This window comes from Mesorhizobium sp. B2-1-3A (assembly GCF_006442655.1).
Taxonomy (GTDB): Bacteria; Pseudomonadota; Alphaproteobacteria; order Rhizobiales; family Rhizobiaceae; genus Mesorhizobium.
Genome location: NZ_VFWK01000008.1, coordinates 167,915 through 187,596 on the forward strand (window position 1 = coordinate 167,915; position 19,682 = coordinate 187,596).

The 19,682-nt window shown below is 63.8% G+C and carries 17 protein-coding genes and 1 other RNA gene; 16 read left to right on the plus strand and 2 right to left on the minus strand.

Going from position 1 to position 19,682, the window contains the following annotated elements; all coding sequences use genetic code 11:
* Positions 1 to 123 precede the first annotated feature (123 nt).
* Positions 124 to 3,774, minus strand: a complete 3,651-nt coding sequence (locus FJ977_RS29820) for a hydantoinase B/oxoprolinase family protein (RefSeq protein WP_140775785.1) — start codon at positions 3,772 to 3,774, stop codon at positions 124 to 126.
* Between the two features lie 180 nt (positions 3,775 to 3,954).
* Between FJ977_RS29820 and FJ977_RS29825 the strand changes: the two genes are divergently transcribed.
* The 7 genes from FJ977_RS29825 (at position 3,955) to FJ977_RS29855 (ending at position 7,942) form a co-directional block, all read left to right on the plus strand.
* Positions 3,955 to 4,161: a hypothetical protein gene (locus tag FJ977_RS29825; RefSeq protein WP_140775786.1), complete on the plus strand. Its 207-nt coding sequence runs from the start codon at positions 3,955 to 3,957 to the stop codon at positions 4,159 to 4,161.
* Positions 4,162 to 4,323: 162 nt separating this feature from the next.
* Positions 4,324 to 5,043: a DnaJ family molecular chaperone gene (locus FJ977_RS29830; RefSeq protein ID WP_140775787.1), complete on the plus strand. Its 720-nt coding sequence runs from the start codon at positions 4,324 to 4,326 to the stop codon at positions 5,041 to 5,043.
* A complete protein-coding gene (locus FJ977_RS29835) occupies positions 5,040 to 5,795 on the plus strand; it encodes an N-acetylmuramoyl-L-alanine amidase (protein WP_140775788.1) in 756 nt (251 codons plus the stop codon). The genes FJ977_RS29830 and FJ977_RS29835 overlap by 4 nt, the downstream gene beginning before the upstream one ends.
* Before the next feature lie 211 nt (positions 5,796 to 6,006).
* Positions 6,007 to 6,714, plus strand: coding sequence for a transglycosylase SLT domain-containing protein (locus FJ977_RS29840; RefSeq protein WP_140775789.1), 708 nt, complete (start codon positions 6,007 to 6,009; stop codon positions 6,712 to 6,714).
* Between the two features lie 77 nt (positions 6,715 to 6,791).
* An RNA gene (rnpB, locus tag FJ977_RS29845) (RNase P RNA component class A) lies at positions 6,792 to 7,191 on the plus strand.
* A 165-nt stretch (positions 7,192 to 7,356) separates the two neighbouring features.
* Positions 7,357 to 7,641, plus strand: a complete 285-nt coding sequence (locus FJ977_RS29850) for a type II toxin-antitoxin system ParD family antitoxin (protein WP_140775790.1) — start codon at positions 7,357 to 7,359, stop codon at positions 7,639 to 7,641.
* A gap of 85 nt (positions 7,642 to 7,726) precedes the next feature.
* Positions 7,727 to 7,942, plus strand: coding sequence for a type II toxin-antitoxin system RelE/ParE family toxin (locus FJ977_RS29855; protein WP_246683375.1), 216 nt, complete (start codon positions 7,727 to 7,729; stop codon positions 7,940 to 7,942).
* On the opposite strand, the gene FJ977_RS29860 is transcribed toward FJ977_RS29855, so the two are convergent.
* Positions 7,932 to 9,047: a cystathionine gamma-lyase gene (locus tag FJ977_RS29860; protein ID WP_140775791.1), complete on the minus strand. Its 1,116-nt coding sequence runs from the start codon at positions 9,045 to 9,047 to the stop codon at positions 7,932 to 7,934. The genes FJ977_RS29855 and FJ977_RS29860 overlap by 11 nt on opposite strands.
* Before the next feature lie 407 nt (positions 9,048 to 9,454).
* Between FJ977_RS29860 and mraZ the strand changes: the two genes are divergently transcribed.
* From mraZ to ftsW, 9 genes are read left to right on the plus strand one after another with little or no spacing between them, the layout of a single operon-like run.
* Entirely contained in the window at positions 9,455 to 9,913 is a 459-nt protein-coding gene (gene mraZ, locus FJ977_RS29865; RefSeq protein WP_056573299.1) for a division/cell wall cluster transcriptional repressor MraZ, read from the plus strand.
* On the plus strand, positions 9,910 to 10,944 hold the full coding sequence (rsmH, locus tag FJ977_RS29870) for a 16S rRNA (cytosine(1402)-N(4))-methyltransferase RsmH (protein WP_140775792.1): 1,035 nt from the start codon (positions 9,910 to 9,912) through the stop codon (positions 10,942 to 10,944). The genes mraZ and rsmH overlap by 4 nt, the downstream gene beginning before the upstream one ends.
* A 4-nt stretch (positions 10,945 to 10,948) precedes the next feature.
* The gene (locus FJ977_RS29875) at positions 10,949 to 11,344 is read left to right on the plus strand and encodes a hypothetical protein (protein ID WP_140775793.1); all 396 of its coding nucleotides are present in this window, start codon (positions 10,949 to 10,951) and stop codon (positions 11,342 to 11,344) included.
* Positions 11,341 to 13,050: a penicillin-binding protein 2 gene (locus FJ977_RS29880; protein ID WP_056573290.1), complete on the plus strand. Its 1,710-nt coding sequence runs from the start codon at positions 11,341 to 11,343 to the stop codon at positions 13,048 to 13,050. The genes FJ977_RS29875 and FJ977_RS29880 overlap by 4 nt, the downstream gene beginning before the upstream one ends.
* A gap of 54 nt (positions 13,051 to 13,104) precedes the next feature.
* The gene (locus FJ977_RS29885) at positions 13,105 to 14,559 is read left to right on the plus strand and encodes a UDP-N-acetylmuramoyl-L-alanyl-D-glutamate--2,6-diaminopimelate ligase (protein WP_140775794.1); all 1,455 of its coding nucleotides are present in this window, start codon (positions 13,105 to 13,107) and stop codon (positions 14,557 to 14,559) included.
* The gene (locus FJ977_RS29890; protein WP_140775795.1) at positions 14,556 to 16,013 is read left to right on the plus strand and encodes a UDP-N-acetylmuramoylalanyl-D-glutamyl-2,6-diaminopimelate--D-alanyl-D-alanine ligase; all 1,458 of its coding nucleotides are present in this window, start codon (positions 14,556 to 14,558) and stop codon (positions 16,011 to 16,013) included. The genes FJ977_RS29885 and FJ977_RS29890 overlap by 4 nt, the downstream gene beginning before the upstream one ends.
* Before the next feature lie 23 nt (positions 16,014 to 16,036).
* The gene (mraY, locus tag FJ977_RS29895) at positions 16,037 to 17,119 is read left to right on the plus strand and encodes a phospho-N-acetylmuramoyl-pentapeptide-transferase (RefSeq protein ID WP_126069560.1); all 1,083 of its coding nucleotides are present in this window, start codon (positions 16,037 to 16,039) and stop codon (positions 17,117 to 17,119) included.
* 11 nt (positions 17,120 to 17,130) lie between these two features.
* On the plus strand, positions 17,131 to 18,531 hold the full coding sequence (gene murD, locus FJ977_RS29900) for a UDP-N-acetylmuramoyl-L-alanine--D-glutamate ligase (protein WP_140775796.1): 1,401 nt from the start codon (positions 17,131 to 17,133) through the stop codon (positions 18,529 to 18,531).
* Positions 18,531 to 19,682, plus strand: coding sequence for a putative lipid II flippase FtsW (ftsW, locus tag FJ977_RS29905; protein ID WP_056573273.1), 1,152 nt, complete (start codon positions 18,531 to 18,533; stop codon positions 19,680 to 19,682). The genes murD and ftsW overlap by 1 nt, the downstream gene beginning before the upstream one ends.

The following is a 19,682-nucleotide window of genomic DNA, read 5'->3' on the forward strand; positions in this document are numbered from 1 at the left end:
GGTCGCAGAGATCTGCCGCCGGTTCGTCTGCACCGAGTGCGGGATGACAGGTGGCGCGATTGCGGGCGCCGCCAACAACACGCCAGTTGGCTGGTCGAAGTGATGTCATTCGATCTTGCGCGATTACAGCTTACCAAACCCGCCCGGCGTCGGCGTCGTCAGGATAACTGCCTCACCGGCATCCAGCACGGTCTGGTCACAGGCCTTAAGCACCTCGACCGCCCCATGCTTGCGGCGGACCTTGGTCGAGCCGACCTCGCCGTCGCCGCCTCCGTCCAGTCCCTGCGGCGGGCGGTTGCGGTGCGAGGACAGGATCGCGCATTCCATCTTCTCGAGGAAGCGTATGGTGCGTTTGGTACCGTCGCCGGCATCCCATTTGCCCTTGCCGCCGGAGCCCTCGCGGATGTGGAAATCCTCCAGCACCACGGGAAAGCGCAGTTCCAGCACCTCGGGATCGGTGAGGCGCGAGTTGGTCATGTGGGTATGGACGCCGGAGGTGCCGGCAAAGCCGCGGCCGGAGTTCATCCGCCCGGCCGGGGAGCCGGAGCAGATCGTCTCGTAGTACTGGTACTGTCTGTTACCGAAGGTCAAATTGTTCATCGTTCCCTGCGCGTTGGCCATCGCGCCCATGGCGCCGAACAGCGCGTTGGTGACATGCTGCGAGGTCTCGACATTGCCGGCGACGACAGCGGCGGGGTAGGCGGGCTTCAGCATGCAGCCATCGGGAATGACGATGTTGATTGGCCGCAGACACCCGGCATTCATCGGGATCATGTCCTCGACCATGACGCGGAAGGCGTAGAGGACCGCCGCGCGGGCGACGGGCTCCGGCGCGTTGAAATTGTTCTTCATGACAGGTGACGTGCCGGTGAAGTCGACCGTCGCTTCGCGCTTTTGCCGGTCGACCGATATCTTCACCTTGATCACCTGGCCGGTATCGGTGGGATATTCATAGGCCGATGTGTCCGGCAGCCGCTCGATCACCCGCCGCACGCTTTCGGCGGCGTTGTCCTGGACGTGCCCCATATAGGCCTCGACGACATCAAGGCCGAAATGCGCGACCATCTTGCGCAACTCGGCGACGCCTTTCTCGTTGGCGGCGATCTGCGCCTTGAGGTCGGCGATGTTCTGGTGCGGGTTGCGGGCCGGGTAGGGGTGATCGGTCAGCAGCGTCTGCAGCTCCGTCTCGCGGAAGCGGCCGCGGTCGACGATGCGGAAATTGTCGAACAGCACGCCTTCCTCGTCGACCGTGGTGGCCAGCGGCGTCATCGAGCCGGGCGCGGTGCCGCCTATGTCGGCATGGTGGCCGCGCGAGGCCGTCCAGAACAGGATATTCCTTTGGGCATCGTCGAAAACAGGCGTCACCACCGTGATGTCGGGCAGATGCGTGCCGCCGTTGTAGGGTGCGTTCAAGGCAAAGACGTCGCCGGGGTGGATGTCGCCGGAGTTCAGCCGGATGATGGTTTCGACCGAACGGTCCATCGAGCCGAGGTGCACCGGCATGTGCGGCGCGTTGGCCACCAGCGCCCCGGTGTGGTCGAAGACGGCGCAGGAAAAATCCAGCCTTTCCTTGATGTTGACGGAGTAGGCGGTGTTCTGCAGCGTGACACCCATCTGCTCGGCGATCGACATGAACAGGTTGTTGAAGACTTCCAGCATGACCGGGTCGGCTGATGTGCCGAGGGCGGCTGCCCGCGCCTTCCTTTCGGTGCGGCGGATGACGACGTGGTTGAGGTTGGTGATTTCGGCCCGCCAGCCCGGTTCGACAACGATGGTCTGGTTCGGCTCGATGATGAGGGCGGGGCCTGGGACCAGATTGGATGGGCGCAGGTTTTCGCGACGATGAATGCCGGCTTCATGCCAGCGGCCTTCGGTGTAGATACGCCGCGTTCCAGAAGCGCCGGCTTCAATCCTTGCAGGTCCGGCGGGCGCATAGGCTTCGGCGCTGCTCTCGCCGATTTCGCTGCCCTCTACGCCGACAGTCTCGACGATCATCGGCTTGTCATCATAGACGAAGCCGAATTGCGCCTTGTGGGCTATTTCGAAATCGCGCTTGGCCTGGAAAATCGAGTCACTTTCGAAATTCACCGGCAGTGTCGTGTCGGTGCCGTCATAGCGGATGTGCAGCACGGGCCTCGTCGCAACCGTGTCCTCGGTGATCCCTTGCGCCACAAGTTCGGCAATGACGGCCTTTTTCAAGATGGCGATGAGGCTGCCGATCTCCGTTCTGGATTCTTCGGCAAGCGGCTTGAGCAGTGCCTGCTGGCGCGAGGCAAAGACCGACGCCAGGCCGATCCCGTAGGCCGAAAGCAGGCCGGAGAAGGGATGGATAAGCACCGCCTCCATGCCGAGCGCATCGGCGACCAGGCATGCGTGCTGGCCGCCAGCACCGCCGAAGCAGTTGAGCAGGTATTCGGTGACGTCGTAGCCGCGCTGCACGGAGATCTTCTTGATGGCGTTGGCCATGTTCTCGACGGCGATGGTGACGAAGCCCTCGGCAACCGCCTCGGGTGAACGGCCGTCGCCGATTTCGGCGGCCAGAGCCGCGAATTTCGCGCGCACGGTTCCGACGTCGAGCGGCTGGTCCTGGCCGGGACCGAAGATCGCCGGGAAGAAATCGGGCTGCAGCTTGCCGAGCATCACGTTGGCGTCGGTTACGGCCAGCGGGCCGCCGCGCCGGTAGGCGGCGGGGCCGGGGTTGGCGCCGGCGGAGTCCGGCCCGGCGCGAAAACGGCCGGCCTCGTAATGCAGGATCGAACCGCCGCCGGCGGCGACGGTGTGGATGCGCATCATCGGGGCGCGGACGCGCACGCCGGCGACTTCCGTGTCGAAAGCGCGTTCGTACTCACCATCATAGTGGGCGACGTCGGTGGACGTGCCGCCCATGTCGAAGCCGATGACCTTGTCGAAGCCGGCGAGCTTCGCCGTCTCGACCATGCCGACAACGCCGCCGGCCGGACCCGACAGCAGCGCATCCTTGCCCTGGAACATGTCGGCGGCGGTGAGGCCGCCAGAGGACATCATGAACATGAGGCGAGGGGTTTGTTCGCTCGCTTCTTGAGGTGGGGAGACTGGCGCCGCCCCCAGCTCTCCCGCCACTCTCTCCACATAACGTGACAGGATGGGCGAGAGATAGCTGTCGACCACGGTGGTGTCGCCGCGGCCGACCAGCTTGATCAGCGGCGAGACCTCGTGGCTGACCGAGACCTGGCTGAAACCCAGCTTGCGGCAGACCATTGCCACCGCCTTCTCGTGGTCGGGGTATTTCCAGGCATGCATGAAGACGATTGCGACGGCATCGATGCCGTCGGCCTTCGCCTGCTCGATCGCCGGCCGGCAAGCGGCGATGTCGAGCAGCCGTTCGACGCAGCCATCGGCCAGCACGCGTTCGTTGATCTCGATGACGCGCTCATAGAGCTGCTCGGGAAGGATGATTTCCTTGGCGAAGATATCGGGCCGCGCCTGGTAGGCGATCCTGAGCGCGTCGCGAAACCCCTTGGTGATGAGCAGGAGCACGCGGTCGCCCTTGCGTTCCAGAAGCGCGTTGGTGGCGACCGTGGTGCCCATCTTGATATCTCCGATCAGGCCGGATGGGATCGTGGCGCCCGATTCGAGACCGAGCAGGTCGCGGATGCCCTGGATGGCGGCATCGGCGTAGGCTTCGGGGTTTTCCGAAAGCAGCTTGCGCGGATGCAGTCCACCTTGCGGGTCACGACCGATGACGTCGGTGAAGGTGCCGCCGCGATCGATCCAGAAATCCCATTTCGCGGCCATTGCGGCTGTCTCCGGCGTTTTCGTTTCCAGCTTTCGTTGTTAATGCGCCAACGCGCCGGCAGCAACGTATCCCGTTGATGTTACATGCGGAAACGCAACGTTATGAAACTCATGGCCGGGTGGTGCATTTCCCCTTCGACCGCTCACTGCAACGTGAGCGTGTGTTGAAGGAGAGATGTGATGAAAAAGCTCATTCTAGCTTCCCTGTCCGCCCTTGCCCTGCTGGGCGTCGCGGCCTGCAGCGACAGCGGCACTGACAAAACCACGACGCAGAGCACCAATCCGCCGGCCGCGGAACAGCCGATGAAGCCCGCGGCGCCGGCTGACAATTCGACCAAGCCCGCCGAGCCGGCTCCGGCAACGCCTGCTCCTGCGCCCGCGCAGTAGTCTGTAAGTTGTAAAGCGTGTCTTGGGAGGAAGGCCGGCATGATGCCGGCCTTTTCTCGTGAAGGCGGCTATCGGACCGACAAGGTGCGTCTCGTTCCCAGACCCGGACAGCAGCCGTTATTGGCTTGATAGGGGGGACCGGTTGGCTCTATGAAGCGGGCCATGTCGATTTGGGACCGCCTCGGCGAGTTTATCACACGGGTATCGTCTTCAGCGACGTCGGGCGTTGCCGACGTCGTCGAGGCTGTGCGCACAGTGTTTTCCGGCGATGCGGATCTGCGCCGCCGCGTCGCCTTCTCGGTGGCGATGATCGCGCTATCGGCCAAGATGGCCAAGGCAGACGGCATCGTCACCCAAGACGAGGTGCGCGCCTTCCAGGAAATATTCGAAGTGCCGCCGAAGGAGACGCGCAACGTTGCGCGGCTGTTCGATCTCGCCCAGCAGGACGTGGCCGGTTTCGAAACCTATGCCGAGCGAATGGCACAGCTGTGCGGTTCCGGGCATTCCAATTGCGTCATGCTGGAAGACATACTCGACGGCCTGTTCCATATCGCCAAGGCCGATGGGCTGGTGCATGAGCGCGAAGGCATCTTCCTGCACCGTATCGCCGAGATATTCCGCATCGACGAAGCGCATTACGAATCGATCCTGGCCCGCCACGTCAATCTTGGCGCCGGCGATCCCTATGTCGTTCTCGGCATCGAGCGCGGCAAGCCGTTCGAGGAGGTCAAAAAGCGGTATCGCAAGCTGGTTTCCGACAATCATCCGGACCGGCTGATCGCGCGCGGCCTGCCGCAGGAATTCATCAAGATCGCGACGACCAGGGTCGCCGCGATCAACGCCGCCTATGAAATGATCGAGCGGGGCCTGCGGCACGTATGAGCGGCTTCCTGCCCGACGAGCCGAGCGCCGAGGTCAGGGTGTCGCCGAATTTCGGGCTAAGGCGCGATATGCTGAAGCCCGACATGATCGTGCTGCACTATACCGGCATGGCGACAGGGGCCGGGGCCGAGGCATGGCTGTGCGATCCGGCGAGCGAAGTCTCGTCGCATTATCTCGTCCATGAGAACGGCCACATCGTGCAGATGGTCAGGGAAAGCGATCGCGCGTGGCACGCCGGCAAGAGCTCCTGGTTCGGGCGCACCGATATCAATTCCTGTTCGGTCGGCATCGAAATCGTCAATCCTGGACATTCGCTGGGCTATCCCGGCTTCCGCCGGCGCCAGATCAATGCGGTGATCGGCCTGTGCAAGGGGATTGCCGGGCGGCATGCCATCCCCGCCACGCGCGTGCTGGCGCATTCCGATGTGGCACCGGGTCGCAAGATCGATCCGGGCGAGAAGTTCCCGTGGGCCGCTCTGTTCGAGGCCGGTGTCGGCCATCTCGTACCGGCCGCCCCCGTCAGGCGCGGAGCCGCGCTGAAGCCCGGCGACAACGGTGCCGATGTCGAAGCACTGCAGTCGATGCTGGCGCTCTATGGCTATGGTGTTGAGATATCGGGCATTTTCGACCACCAGACACGGATTGTCGTCGAGGCCTTCCAACGGCATTTCCGACCCCGCCTGGTCGACGGGCTGGCCGACGGCTCGACGATGCGCACGCTGCAAAAACTGCTTGCTTCCGTAAGCCGTTGACCTCAGGTCAAGGCGCTGCCCAAGTAATCTTATCCTGAATCAGGTTACAAACTGTCACTCAAAGTGACTTGCCCCGCCTTCATTGGCGCCAATTCGGGCTTCAAAGGGCAATTCGTACAGTTTGTCGGACGTCTTTCCCCCCGGATGTTCCGATAGTAATCAAGCCGCGCCGTGCGAAGATCTTCGAACGGTCCAGACAGAACAGGATCACATGCAGAAATTGACCGTTGTAACGGCAGCTCTTGCTGCCGGCGTAATGACTTTTGCCTTCAGTGCGGCTGACGCCGCGCCGTTGAGCCCGCGGGCCGATCAGGGGTTCGTCACGGCGACCGCCAAGGGCAAGGCCATTTCGGCCAAAAGCAGCAAGAGTGCGAAGGCAACGACGAAGCAGGCTTCCGCCAAGGTGGAAAAGGCCAGCTGGGCCAAAGCGCAGAAATTCGCCTCCAAAAGGCAGACGAAGCGTGGCCGAAAGACCATCGACATGACGACAACGGCCTCGATCGGCCTCAGGAATGTCGCCGCGTCGACGGCGGCGGTGGCCAGCGGCGGCCAGTATTCCGCGATCGTCGCCCGCTATGCGGCAAGCTACGGCGTTCCGGTGTCGCTGGCGCACGCCGTCATCAAGATCGAGAGCAACTACCGGCCGAACATGGTCGGCGGCGCCGGCGAGATCGGCCTGATGCAGATCAAGCCGGCGACGGCGCGGATGATGGGCTACAACGGTTCGGCCAAAGGCCTGTTCGATCCCGACACCAACATCAGATACGGCATGAAGTACCTCGCCTTGGCGCAGAACCTTGGCGGCGGCACGACCTGCGGCACGATCCTGAAATACAATGCCGGCCATGCCGCGACGCGGATGAACCCGATCTCGGCCGCCTATTGCAGCAAGGTCAAGGTTCAGATGGCGGCGCTTTGACTGCAAGTTGCGAGAGCCGGCGCATAAGCCGGCTTTTTCATTTGCGTTTTCCCGGCTGAACCCCTTTATACGCCTTGCCAGCTGGCTGGGCGGCCGCACTCGCAAACGCCGAAAGGCCGCGAGTGAGGAAAGTCCGGGCTCCATGGAGACACGGTGCCGGTTAATGGCCGGCGGGGGCGACCCCAGGGAAAGTGCCACAGAAAGCAAACCGCCGCGACTTTGTCGGGGTAAGGGTGAAAGGGTGGGGTAAGAGCCCACCGCGCGACTGGCAACAGGAGCGGCACGGTAAACCCCACCGGGAGCAAAACCGAATAGGGGCGGTGCGAGGGGAAACCCTCGAGGGCTGTTTCCGGCTCACCGTCCGGGTAGGTTGCGTGAGGCGCATGGCAACATGCGCCCAAGATGAATGGCCGCCACGTTCTCGTCCCGCAAGGGCCGAGGGCCATACAGAACCCGGCTTACAGGCCAGCTGGCAGTTTCGTCTCGAAAAGAAATCCTTTGAGATCAGCAGGTTGCGCCCTTGGGCGCGCCTGTCGATTCAAGCCTTTCAGCTGTTTGCCCATGGACCCAACCTGGGCCAGTTGCTTGAAGCTGGTGCGATTAAATCGTACCATGGTTCGAGAACGATATCAGGAGCCCATCATGGGACAGGTCGACAAGCGCAGCATCACGCTTTCACCGGAACTGGCGCAAGCGGTGGACGATGTGGTCGCGGCAGGGGAGTACGCCTCGGCGAGCGAGGTCATCCGCGACGCGCTGCGGCAGTGGAAGGATCGTCGCGACCTGCTCGGCTACACGGTCGAGGAATTGCGCAAACTGGTGCAGGAAGGGATCGACAGCGGACCTGCGCAGGACGGTCAGCCAATCATGGAACGACTGCGCGCCAAATACCTGAAGATGGCCCAGATCAAAGGCTTTCAGGAGTGAAATACCGCCTGCTTCCTTAGGCACTGGTCGATCTCGAAGCATCGGTGACTACATCGCCAGCCACGATCCACGAGCTGCGGCACGGTTGGTTGACACGCTGGAGCGACGATGGGACCTGCTCACCTTGCATCCCTTCTCAGGTGCTCCACGCGACGACATAGCACCTGGCATCCGTCATCTGGTCGTCGGCGATCATCTCACTCTCTACCGTGTCCGCGGCGAGGACGATCGAAATCGTCCGCGTGCTACACGGGCATCGAGGCCGACGACCTCGGTGAGTGACCGGTCCGTCAGCCGCTGATCCTGTCCAGCGACGTCTCGATAGCCTTCCACAGTTCTTCCACCGGCTCACAGCCGACCGAAAGGCGGACAAAACCTGGCGGCACCGCATCGCCTCGCTTCAAACGCCGCTCGGCCGAGGTATGGACGCCGCCGAAGGAGGTCGCGGCCTCTATCAGTGGGCAATTGTTGATGAAATCCTCGGCCTTCTCCTCCGAGGCGAGTTCGAAGGAAATGAGGAAGCCGAAGCGCTCCATCTGGGCGCGGGCTAGGTTGTGCGAGGCGTCGCCGTTCAAACCGGGAAAACGCAGGCCACGCACCGCGCGGTGTTCCTTCAGCCGTTGCGCGATCGTTTCGGCTGAAGAACACATGCGGTCGAAGCGCACCTCGAGTGTTTCGAGGCCGCGATGCACCAGCCACGCCTCGAACGGTCCGGGAATGCCGCCGGCCATTGCGCGCCAGTCCGTCACCCTGGTGACGATGTCGGCGTTACGGCTGGCGACGTGGCCGAACAGCACGTCCGAGTGCCCGTTGACCGCCTTGGTGTCGGCGGAGACGACGATATCGGCACCGAAGTCGAGCGGACGCTGGCCGAACGGCGTCATCGTCGTATTGTCGACGACAAGGACCCCGCTTTGTTCATGGACAGCCTTGGCGATGGCCGAGATGTCGCAAATGTCCAGCCGCGGGTTGGACGGGGTTTCCACGAAGACAAGCGAATAGCCCGCGAAGCCGCCGTCGAGGAAGGTCGGCGTCGGCCTGGTGTCGCAAACTATGCCGAGCGGCTTCAGGAAGCGTTCGGCCATCGCACGCGTGGCGTGGTAGCCATCCGCGGGCAAGAGCACGCGATCGCCCGATTTCAGCAGTGCGAAAAACACCGACGAAATCGCAGCCATTCCTGAGGGAAAACTCACGCATTGCGCATCTTCCAGATGGCCGAGCACATGCTCCACGGCGCGCCAGGTCGGGTTGTCGTAGCGGCCATATTGATCGATGCTGGTCTCGACGCCCGGTGTGTGAAAGATCGAAGCCATGGTGAGCGGCAAGGGGATCGGGTCGCCGTTGGCGAAATCGCGGCTGCGCAAATGGGACAGTTCGGCGGCGCGTGACTTTGCCGTCTCGGACATGAGCTCGATCCTTGTTTTTGGGCGGAATGCGTTGCTCGACGCTATGCGGGCGGGTGATGCGCGGCAAGCCCAAGTCTTTTGGGCCAGAGGGCTCTAAACGCTTCGTTAGGCTTAATGATCCATAAAGACGAGACGTGCCGTCAAGGCTGCTCGGATTGGTCGCGATGCGCGTGTTTGTGAAGCCTATTCCCGTTGACGCCCATAGTGCCCCATGATATCCCATTCAGACATCAAAGCCTTCGTTCCGCGTCAGTGTAAAGCGTACGCCAATCGGGCAGCCGCGGCGGCTGCGCTTTTGCCGATTTTTGCCTGTGTGGACGCGGCTGATGCGGGGCAGGGAACGCGCTGCGGCGGCGCGTGCAAGACGATGAAGAGGGGTGCGGCGGCGCAAGCGGCTGTAACGTTTAATGGACCGGTTTCTGTCGAACACGGTGAGCAGGATCGATGCGAAGGGACGGGTGTCCGTTCCGGCGCATTTCCGCGCCGTCGTACAGAAACGCGGCTATTCGGAACTCTACGCACTGCGCTGCCTCGACCTGCCGGCGATGGATGTCGGCGGGCTCGACCTGCTCGACCGCTACGAGCAGCGCATCGCACAGGAAGATCCGTTCCTGCAGACTGCGGACGACATGTCTTTCTTCTGCCATGGCGATGGGACCTTCCTGAAACTCGATCAGGACGGCCGCATCACGATGACCGATTTCATCCGCGAGCACACCGGCATCTCGGCGGAGGTGGCCTTTGTCGGGCGTGGCAATTTCTTTCAGATCTGGGAGCCGGGGCGGCTTGCGGCCTATGGGGCGCAGGCGCGGGCCCGGCTTTTGCAGCTTCGGCAGGGGACGAAGCCTGGGGAGCGACCGGAATGACGGTGGGCCACGGCGATGACCTTCCTAACGCTGTAGGTGGGCACGCCGTTGGCGGACCGGTCCGCCACATTCCGGTCCTCCTTGGCGAAGTGCTCGAGGCACTGGCGCCGGCGGCGGGCGACATCATCATCGACGGCACGTTCGGCGCCGGCGGCTACACAAAGGCCATTCTGGCGACCGGGGCTTCCGTCGTGGCGATCGATCGCGATCCCGACGCCATCACGGCCGGACGCGATCTCGAGGCGCAATCGGGCGGCAGGCTGAGACTGGTGCAGGCACCGTTCTCGACGCTGGACGAACATGTCGAAAGTGTCGACGGCGTCGTGCTCGACATTGGCGTGTCCTCCATGCAGCTCGACCAGGCCGGGCGCGGCTTTTCCTTCCGCACCGACGGGCCGCTCGACATGCGCATGGCGCAGGCGGGTCTCAGCGCCGCCGACGTCGTCAACAGCTTCAAGCCGGGCGACCTTGCCCGCATCTTCGGCTTCCTCGGCGAAGAGCGCCACGCAGGCCGCATCGCCCGCATGATCGAGGCGCGCCGTGAAAAACGGCCGTTCGAGCGCACGTTGGAACTGGCGGACGCCATCGAGACGCATATCGGCCGCGCGCCGAAGGACAAGATCCATCCTGCCACCCGCGTGTTCCAGGCACTGCGCATCTACGTCAATGACGAACTTGGCGAACTGGCCAAGGCCTTGTTCGCGGCCGAACGCGCATTGAAGCCGGGTGGGCGCCTGGTGGTGGTGACGTTCCATTCGCTGGAAGACCGCATCGTCAAGCGTTTCATAGCCGACCGGGCCGACGTCGCCACCGGCTCACGCCATTTGCCCGAGGCGCAGGCGCGTACCGCGACCTTCCGCAAGGCTGGCGGTGGCGTGACGCCAGGTGATGCCGAGACCGCCGCCAATCCGCGTGCCCGTTCGGCCAGGTTGCGCGCGGCGATCCGCACCGAGGCACCGGCGCGTGCCGGCGATTTTTCTATTTTCGGCCTTCCAAAACTTCCCGGCATCAACCTGCCGGGGGAGAGGTAAGCACGTGTTCCGTACCAGCGACATTGTCCTGATCGCCGTCATGGTTTCGGCGGCGGCCCTGACCTACAAGACCAAGCGCGAGGCCGAGGATCAGTTGGCGGCGGTGCAGAAAATCCATACCCAGATCCGCTATGAGGAGGAGACGATCGACCTGCTCAAGGCCGACTGGAGCCTGCTCACCCAGCCGTCGCGGCTGCAGAAGCTCACCGAACTCTACAAGTCGCAGCTCGCACTCGAGCCGGTCAGCGCACGCCAGATCGTGGGCCTGGGCGATCTGCCGGCCAAGGCCCTGGATATCCAGGACATCCTGAACGGACGCCAGGGCGCCATGGCCGACAATTCGGACAAGGCGCCCGCGGGCGACAAGGATCCCGTCGTGACCGGAGGCATCGCCCAATGATCGGCAAACTGCTGAGGCGTCGCGCCAGGACGGGTGAGGACGGATCGATCGTCGTCGAGGGCGCCCGCAAGGCGACAGGCGGCAAGGGCAAGGCGCGCATCGTGATGACGATGGCGGTGTTCTTCGGCATCTTCTCGACCATTTCAGGCCGGCTGGTCTATCTCGGCTTCCAGACGCCTGATCTGTCGGGCGGCCCGCAGAGCCGGGTCACCGCCTCGCGGCCCGACATTGTCGATCGCAACGGCGAAGTTCTGGCGACCGACATCAAGACAGCGTCGCTGTTCGCGGAGCCGCGCCGCATCGTCGATGCCGACGAGGCGATCGAGAAACTGTCGACCGTGCTGCCCGAGATCGATTACGAGCAGACCTATCACAAGCTCAAGAGCGGCGCCGGATTCGTCTGGCTGCAGCGGCAGCTGACGCCCAAGCAGCAGGCCGATATCATGCAGCTCGGCATTCCCGGTTTCGGCTTTCGCACGGAGAAGCGCCGTTTCTATCCGAGCGGCGAGACCTCGTCCTACATTGTCGGCCTGACCAACATCGACAACCAGGGCATCTCCGGGATGGAGAAATATATCGACGAGCAGGGCCTGAGCGACCTGCAGGCGTCGGGCCTTGCGGTGGCCAAGGATCTCAAGCCGGTGAAGCTTTCGATCGATCTGCGCGTCCAGCATGTGGTGCGCGACGAGATCGCCGCCGGCCTGGAGCGCTATCGCGCCCTGGGTGCCGGCGCCGTCGTGCTCAACGTCAAGACCGGCGAAGTGGTGGCCATGGCCTCGGTGCCGGATTTCGATCCGAACAATCCATACAATGCACAGGAGAAGGACCGGCTGAACCGGATGTCGGCGGGCCTCTACGAGATGGGTTCGACCTTCAAGAGCTTCACCTCGGCGATGGCGCTCGATTCCGGCAAGGCGACGATGAATAGCCGTTTCGATGCCTCGCATCCGATCCGGGTCGGCCATCAGGCCATTCACGATTTCCACGGCAAGAACCGCGTGCTGTCGTTGCCGGAAGTGTTCCTCTATTCGTCCAACATCGGGTCGGCCAGGGAGGCCGAACTGGTCGGTATCGAGGGGCACCGGGAATTCCTGCATCGCCTGGGCATTCTGGAGAGAATGCAGACCGAACTGCCGGAAGTCGCCCGCCCGACTGAACCGAAAGTCTGGAAACAGGTCAATTCGTTCACGATCGCCTTCGGCCACGGCGTATCGACGACGCCACTGCAGGCAGCTGTCGGCTGCGCGGCACTGATGAATGGCGGCTTCCTGATGAACCCGACCTTCCTGGTGCGTACGCAGGCGGAAGCGATGGCCACTGCCAAGAAGGTGGTGAGCGAAAAGACGGTCGAGGGCATGCGCTACCTCTATTCGCTCAACGCCGAGAAGGGCTCGGCCAGAAACGCCAGAGTCCCGGGCTACCGCGTTGGCGGCAAGACCGGAACGGCCGAGAAGGTCATCAACGGCCGCTACTCGAAGGACTTGAATTTCAACACGTTCGTCGCCGCCTTCCCGATGGACGATCCGCAATACCTCGTCTTCACGATTGCCGACGCCCCGCACCCTGAAAAGCCTGGCATGACGGACGTCGCGGCCGCGAATGCGGGGGTTATGGCCGGCAATATCATCAGGCGTTCCGCGGCCATGCTTGGCGTGAAACCAGATTTCAGCCATGAAAATGGTGCAACGTTGGTTTCCTATGAGTGATTCTTGGGGCGCGCCGGCGACTGCGCGCTATTTTATTGCGGTGAACGGAACTCGATGAAGCTAAGAGATCTAGCCGGTGTCCTGCCAGTCGAAGGAACAGCTTCCGCCGATCTGGAGGTTACCGGGATTTCGTCCGATTCCCGGCAGGTAAAGCCCGGCGTCGTCTTTTTTGCGCTCGCCGGTACCAAGGCGGACGGCGCGGCCTACGCTGCCGACGCGGCCAGGCGTGGCGCGCTTGCGATCGTGACAGGCAAAGGCGGTTCCGTTGCGGGATTGCCGGTTCCGGTGCTGGCGGTCGACGATCCGCGCCTGGCGCTGGCGCTGAGCGCTTCCCGCTATTTCGGCAGACAGCCGCAAACCATGGTGGCGGTGACCGGCACCAGCGGCAAGACATCGGTCGCCGCCTTCACCAGGCAGATCTGGGAGCAGGCGGGCTATGCCGCTGCTTCGATCGGCACCACCGGCGTGGTGGCGCCAGGGCGCAACGAATATGGCTCGCTGACCACGCCCGATCCGGTCGCCCTGCACCAGTTGCTCAAGGAGTTGGCCGATGCCGGCGTCACCCACGCTTCGATGGAGGCTTCCAGCCACGGCCTCGACCAGCGCCGGCTTGACGGCGTGAAGCTGGCGGCTGGCGGCTTCACCAATCTTGGCCGCGACCATATGGATTACCACCCGACGATCGAGGATTATCACCGCGCCAAGCTGCGCCTGTTCGACACGCTGCTGCCGAAAGGCGCGCCGGCGGTGATCTTCGCCGACGACCCGTGGTCGGCGCCGACCATCCAGGCGGCGCGGGCCGCCGGGCTCGACGTGCTGACGGTTGGCCGCCATGGCGATTTCCTCACGCTGAAGCGCGTCGAGCACGAACGCCATCGCCAGCGTGCCGAAGTGGAGGCCGAGGGCGTGCTTTACGAGATCGACCTGCCGCTGGCCGGCGATTTCCAGATTTCGAACGCGCTGGTTTCGGCGGGGCTTGCCATTTCCACGGGAACGCCGGTCGCCAAGGCCTTGATGTCCCTGGAGAAATTGAAGGGCGCGCCGGGCCGGCTCGATCTCGTCGGAACCACCGCCAGTGGCGCGCCAGTCTATGTCGACTATGCCCACAAGCCCGATGCGCTGGAAAATGTGCTGGCTTCGGTGCGCCCGTTCACGACGGGCCGCGTCATGGTCGTGTTCGGCTGCGGCGGCGACCGCGACCGGGGAAAAAGGCCGATCATGGGCGAGATCGCGACCCGGCTTGCCGATGTCGTCATCGTCACCGACGACAATCCGCGCTCCGAAGTGCCCGAAACGATCCGCGCCGCCATCATGGCTGCCGCACCCGGCGCCATCGAGATCGGCGACCGGCGCAAGGCGATCCACGAGGCCGTCGGCATGCTTCATGCCGGCGACACGCTGATCGTGGCCGGCAAGGGCCACGAGGAAGGCCAGACGATCGGCTCCGAAACCCTGCATTTTTCAGATCATGAGGAAGTCCGCGCCGCTTTGCGGGAGCGTGCCGCATGAGTTTGCTGTGGAGCTCCGAGGCGCTGGTTGCCGCCATGGACGGGAGGCCTCTTGGGCCCATGCCCGAAGGCATATCGGGCATTTCGATCGACAGCCGCAGCCTGCAGCCGGGTGACGCCTTCTTCGCCATCAAGGGCGAAGCCATGGATGGCCACGACTTCGCCACCGCGGCCATCAAGGCCGGCGCCGGCGTGCTGGTGGTGGCGGAAGGCAAGCTGCCGTCGCTCGGCCGACTGACGGCGCCGATCATCGTCGTCGAGGACGTGCTGGTCGCACTGGAAAAGCTCGGCGTCGCATCGCGGACCCGCTCGGCTGCCAAAATCATCGCTGTCACCGGTTCGGCCGGCAAGACCACCACCAAGGAAGCGCTGCGCCATGTGCTTTCGGCGGTCGGCAAGGTGCACGCCTCGGCGCAGTCCTTCAACAACCATTGGGGCGTGCCGCTGACCCTGGCACGCATGCCCGCCGATTGCGATTATGCCGTGTTCGAGATCGGCATGAACCATCCTGACGAGATCCGGCCGCTGGTGAAGATGGTACGGCCGCATGTCGCCATCGTCACCATGATCGCGGCCGCGCATCTGGGTTTCTTCCGCAATCTGGACGAGATCGCCAAGGCCAAGGCCGAGATTTTCGAAGGGCTGGAGCCCGAAGGTGCCGCTGTCCTCAACCGCGACGATGCGCGCTTCAAGCTCCTCGACAAGATGGCGCATGCCGCCGGCGTCGAGCATGTCTACGGCTTCGGCGAGAATGCGCGCTCGACCTTCAAGCTCACCAAATGCGAATTGCATGCCGACCATTCCGACATCGCCGCCAGGATTGGCGGCCATGATATGATCGCCCGTATCGGTGCGCCCGGCCGGCACATGGTTCAGAACGTGCTGGCGGTGCTGGGCGCGGCGCAGCTGGTCGGTGCCGACCTCGACAAGGTAGCACTGGCCCTTGTCGATCTCTCGGCCGAGCGCGGCCGCGGAAAACGCCATGTGCTGCGGCACCCCGGTGGCTCGGCTTCGGGCCACCCCGGTGGCTCTATCACGCTGATCGACGAGAGTTATAACGCCAATCCGGCCTCGATGGCGGCTGCCATGGCGCTGCTCAACGCAACGCCGGTGACGGGCGAGGGCCGCCGCATCGCCGTGCTCGGCGACATGCTCGAACTCGGCGAACATTCGGCCAAGCTGCATGCTGCACTGGCCGATCTCATCGTCGGCACCGGCACCCAGACCGTCTTTCTCGGCGGGCCGGAAATGCGGGCGCTGGCGGAAGCATTGCCGGGCGACATCAAGACGGAATACCGCGCCGGCGTCGAGGAACTGAAGCCGGTGCTGCTTGCCGCGCTGAGGCCGGGCGACGTGGTGATGATCAAATCGTCGAAGGGCATCGGTTTTGCAAAACTGGTCGATGCGCTGCTGGGCAAGTTCCCGGCTGAAACGACAACCAGCAAACTGACCTAGGTCAAGTCGGGGGACGAAAGCGCATGTTTACACTGCTGGTTGATTTCGCGGACAAGGTCTCCGTCTTCAACGTCTTCCGCTACATCACCTTCCGCACCGGCGGGGCGCTGATCACGTCGGCGCTGATCGTCTTCATCTTTGGGCCGACCATCATCAATTCGCTCAGGCTGCGCCAGGGCAAGGGGCAGCCGATCCGCGCCGATGGACCGCAAACACATTTCAAGAAAGCCGGCACGCCGACCATGGGCGGCCTGATGATCCTGTCGGGCATCATCGGCTCATCGCTTTTATGGGCGAACCTGTCGAGCATCTATGTCTGGGTGGTGCTGTTGGTGACGCTGGGTTTCGGCTCGATCGGCTTCTATGACGACTATCTGAAGGTCACCAAGCAGTCGCATCTCGGCTTCTCCGGCAAGGCACGGCTGGCGCTCGAATTCGTCATCGCCGGCATCGCCGCCTGGGCGATCATGCACAATGGCCAGGCGCCGTTCTCGTCGTCGCTGACATTCCCCTTCGCCAAGGAGTTCATCATCAACCTCGGCTGGTTCTTCATTCCGTTCTCCTGCTTCGTCATCGTCGGCGCGGGCAATGCGGTGAACCTGACCGACGGCCTCGACGGCCTGGCGATCGTGCCGATCATGATCGCGGCGGCATCCTTCGGCGTCATCGCCTATCTCTCGGGCAATGCGGTGTTCGCCGAATATCTGCAGATCCATTTTGTTCCCGGCACCGGTGAACTGGCGGTCGTGCTGGGCTCTGTCATCGGCGCCGGCCTCGGCTTCCTCTGGTTCAACGCGCCGCCGGCGGCGATCTTCATGGGCGACACCGGTTCGCTGGCCATGGGCGGCCTGATCGGCACGGTGGCGGTCGCCACCAAGCACGAGATCGTGCTGGTCATCGTCGGTGGATTGTTCGTCGTGGAAATCCTGTCGGTCATCATCCAGGTCGGCTACTTCAAGATGACCGGCAAGCGGGTGTTCCTGATGGCGCCGATCCACCATCATTTCGAAAAGCTCGGCTGGACCGAAAGCCAGGTGGTGATCCGATTCTGGATCATCGCCGTGATCCTGGCGTTGGTCGGCCTGTCCACCCTGAAGCTCAGATAGGACCCCCCCCCTTGATCCCCGCCGCATCCTTCGCAGGCAAGCAGGTTTCGCTCTTCGGGCTCGGCGGCTCGGGGATCGCGACGGCGCGCGCGCTGATCGAGGGCGGCGCACAGGTGCTGGCCTGGGACGATAATCCCGACAGCGTCGCCAAGGCGGCCGCCACCGGTATCGCAACCGCCGACCTGCGCGGCGCCGACTGGGCGAAATTCTCGGCCTTCGTGCTGTCGCCGGGCGTGCCGCTGACCCATCCCAAGCCGCACTGGACGGTGGAACTCGCGCGTGGCGCCGGCGTCGAGGTGATCGGCGACATCGAACTGTTCTGCCGGGAGCGGACGCTCAGCGCGCCAACGGCGCCTTTCATCGCCATCACCGGCACCAACGGCAAGTCGACGACGACCGCGCTGACGGCGCATATCCTGAAGGCTTCCGGCCGCGACACCCAGATGGGCGGCAATATCGGTCGCGCGGTGATGACGCTCGATCCGCCGAAACCCGACCGGCACTATGTCGTCGAGTGCTCGTCCTATCAGATCGACCTCGCGCCCTCGATCAATCCGACCGCAGGCATCCTGCTCAACCTGACGCCGGACCATCTCGATCGCCACGGCACCATGCAGCACTACGCCTCGATCAAGGAGCGGCTGGTGGCCGGCAGCGAGACGGCGATCATCGGCATCGACGATTCCTGGTGCGCGCAGATCGCCGAGCGGCTGGAGCGGGCAGGGCGGCAGGTCATCCGCATTTCCAAGCGGTTGCCGCTGACCGACGGCTATTTCGCCGACGGCACCAATCTGATGGAAGCCGTGCACGGCCGCTATAGCCGTGTCGCCTTCCTCGAAGGCATCGGCTCGCTGCGCGGCCAGCATAATGCGCAGAATGCGCTGGCCGCCGTCGCCGCTTGCCTGAAAGTCGGGCTGGACCTCGGCGAGATCCAGTCGGGGCTCGAAAGCTTCCCGGGGCTCGCCCACCGCATGGAGCAGGTCGGCCGCAAGGACCATGTGCTGTTCGTCAACGACTCCAAGGCGACCAACGCCGATGCGGCGGCACCCGCGCTGTCGAGCTTTCCTCGTATCTACTGGATCGCGGGCGGCCTGCCCAAGGAAGGCGGCATCGAGCCGCTGCGCGGCTTCTTCCCGCGCATCGCCAAGGCCTATCTGATCGGCGAGGCGGCGCCCGCCTTTTCGGCGACGCTGGGCGAGGCTGTGCCCTACGAGATATCGGGCACGCTGGCCGCCGCGGTCGCGCATGCCGCGCATGATGCGGCCAGGGACGACAGCGGCGAGGTGGTGGTGCTGCTTTCGCCGGCCTGCGCCAGTTTCGACCAGTTCAAGAATTTCGAAGTTCGCGGCGAAGCCTTCAGGCAAGCTGCGAGCGCTATAGATGGCGTCAAACCCATCGGAGGGGCACGATAATGCAGAGCCGTCTCGATAAAAGTCCCGTCGCAACCTGGTGGTGGACGATCGATCGCTGGTTCCTGGCGGCGTTCCTGTCGCTGATGGGGCTCGGCATCGTCTTGTCCTTCGCCGCCAGCCCGGCGGTGGCCGAACGCATCGGCCTCGACAGTTTTCACTTCGCCACCAGGCAGATCATCTTCACCGTGCCGGCGCTCGGCGTGATGCTGGCCGTCTCCTTCCTCGATTCCAGGGAGATCCGGCGCATGTCGCTGATCATGCTGTGCCTGATGCTGGTGCTGATGGTGGCGGTGCTCTATGTCGGCGTCGAGGTGAAGGGGGCGCGGCGTTGGGTCTCGCTGGCCGGCCTGTCGATCCAGCCGTCGGAATTCCTGAAGCCGGCCTTCGTCATCATGTGCGCCTGGCTGTTCGCCGAGCACAAGCGCCAGCCCGACATTCCGGGCAATCTGTTCGCCATGCTGCTCCTCGTGCTTGTCGTGTCGCTGCTGGTGGCGCAGCCCGACCTTGGCCAGACCATGCTGACGACCGGCACCTGGGGCATCATGTTCTTCATGGCGGGGCTGCCTTGGCTGTGGATCATCGTGCTGGGTGCCGCCGGCGTCGGCGGTGTCTTCGCCGCCTACACGGTGTTTCCGCACGTTGCCTTGCGCATCGACAAGTTCCTCACCGGCGAGGGCGACACGTTCCAGGTCGACATGGGACGCGACGCGCTGATCAATGGCGGCTGGTTCGGCGTCGGGCCGGGCGAGGGTACGGTCAAGCGGGTCATCCCCGACAGCCATGCCGACTTCGTCTTCTCGGTCGCGGGTGAGGAATTCGGGCTGATCATGTGCTTCTTCATCATGTCGATCTTTGCCTTCATCGTGTTGCGCGGCCTCAACACGGCGCTCAAGGAACATGACGATTTCACCCGCTATGCGGTCGGCGGCCTGGTCACCGTGTTCGGCCTGCAGGCCGTCATCAACATGTGCGTCAACCTGCAGCTGGTTCCGGCCAAGGGCATGACGCTGCCCTTCATCTCCTATGGCGGCTCCTCGCAGATCGCCATCGCCATCTCGATGGGCATGGTGCTGGCGCTGACGCGCAAGCGGCCGGAAAAGCGCAAGCAGATGGGCTTTACGCTGCCGCAACGCGCCCTGCCGGCGGAGTGA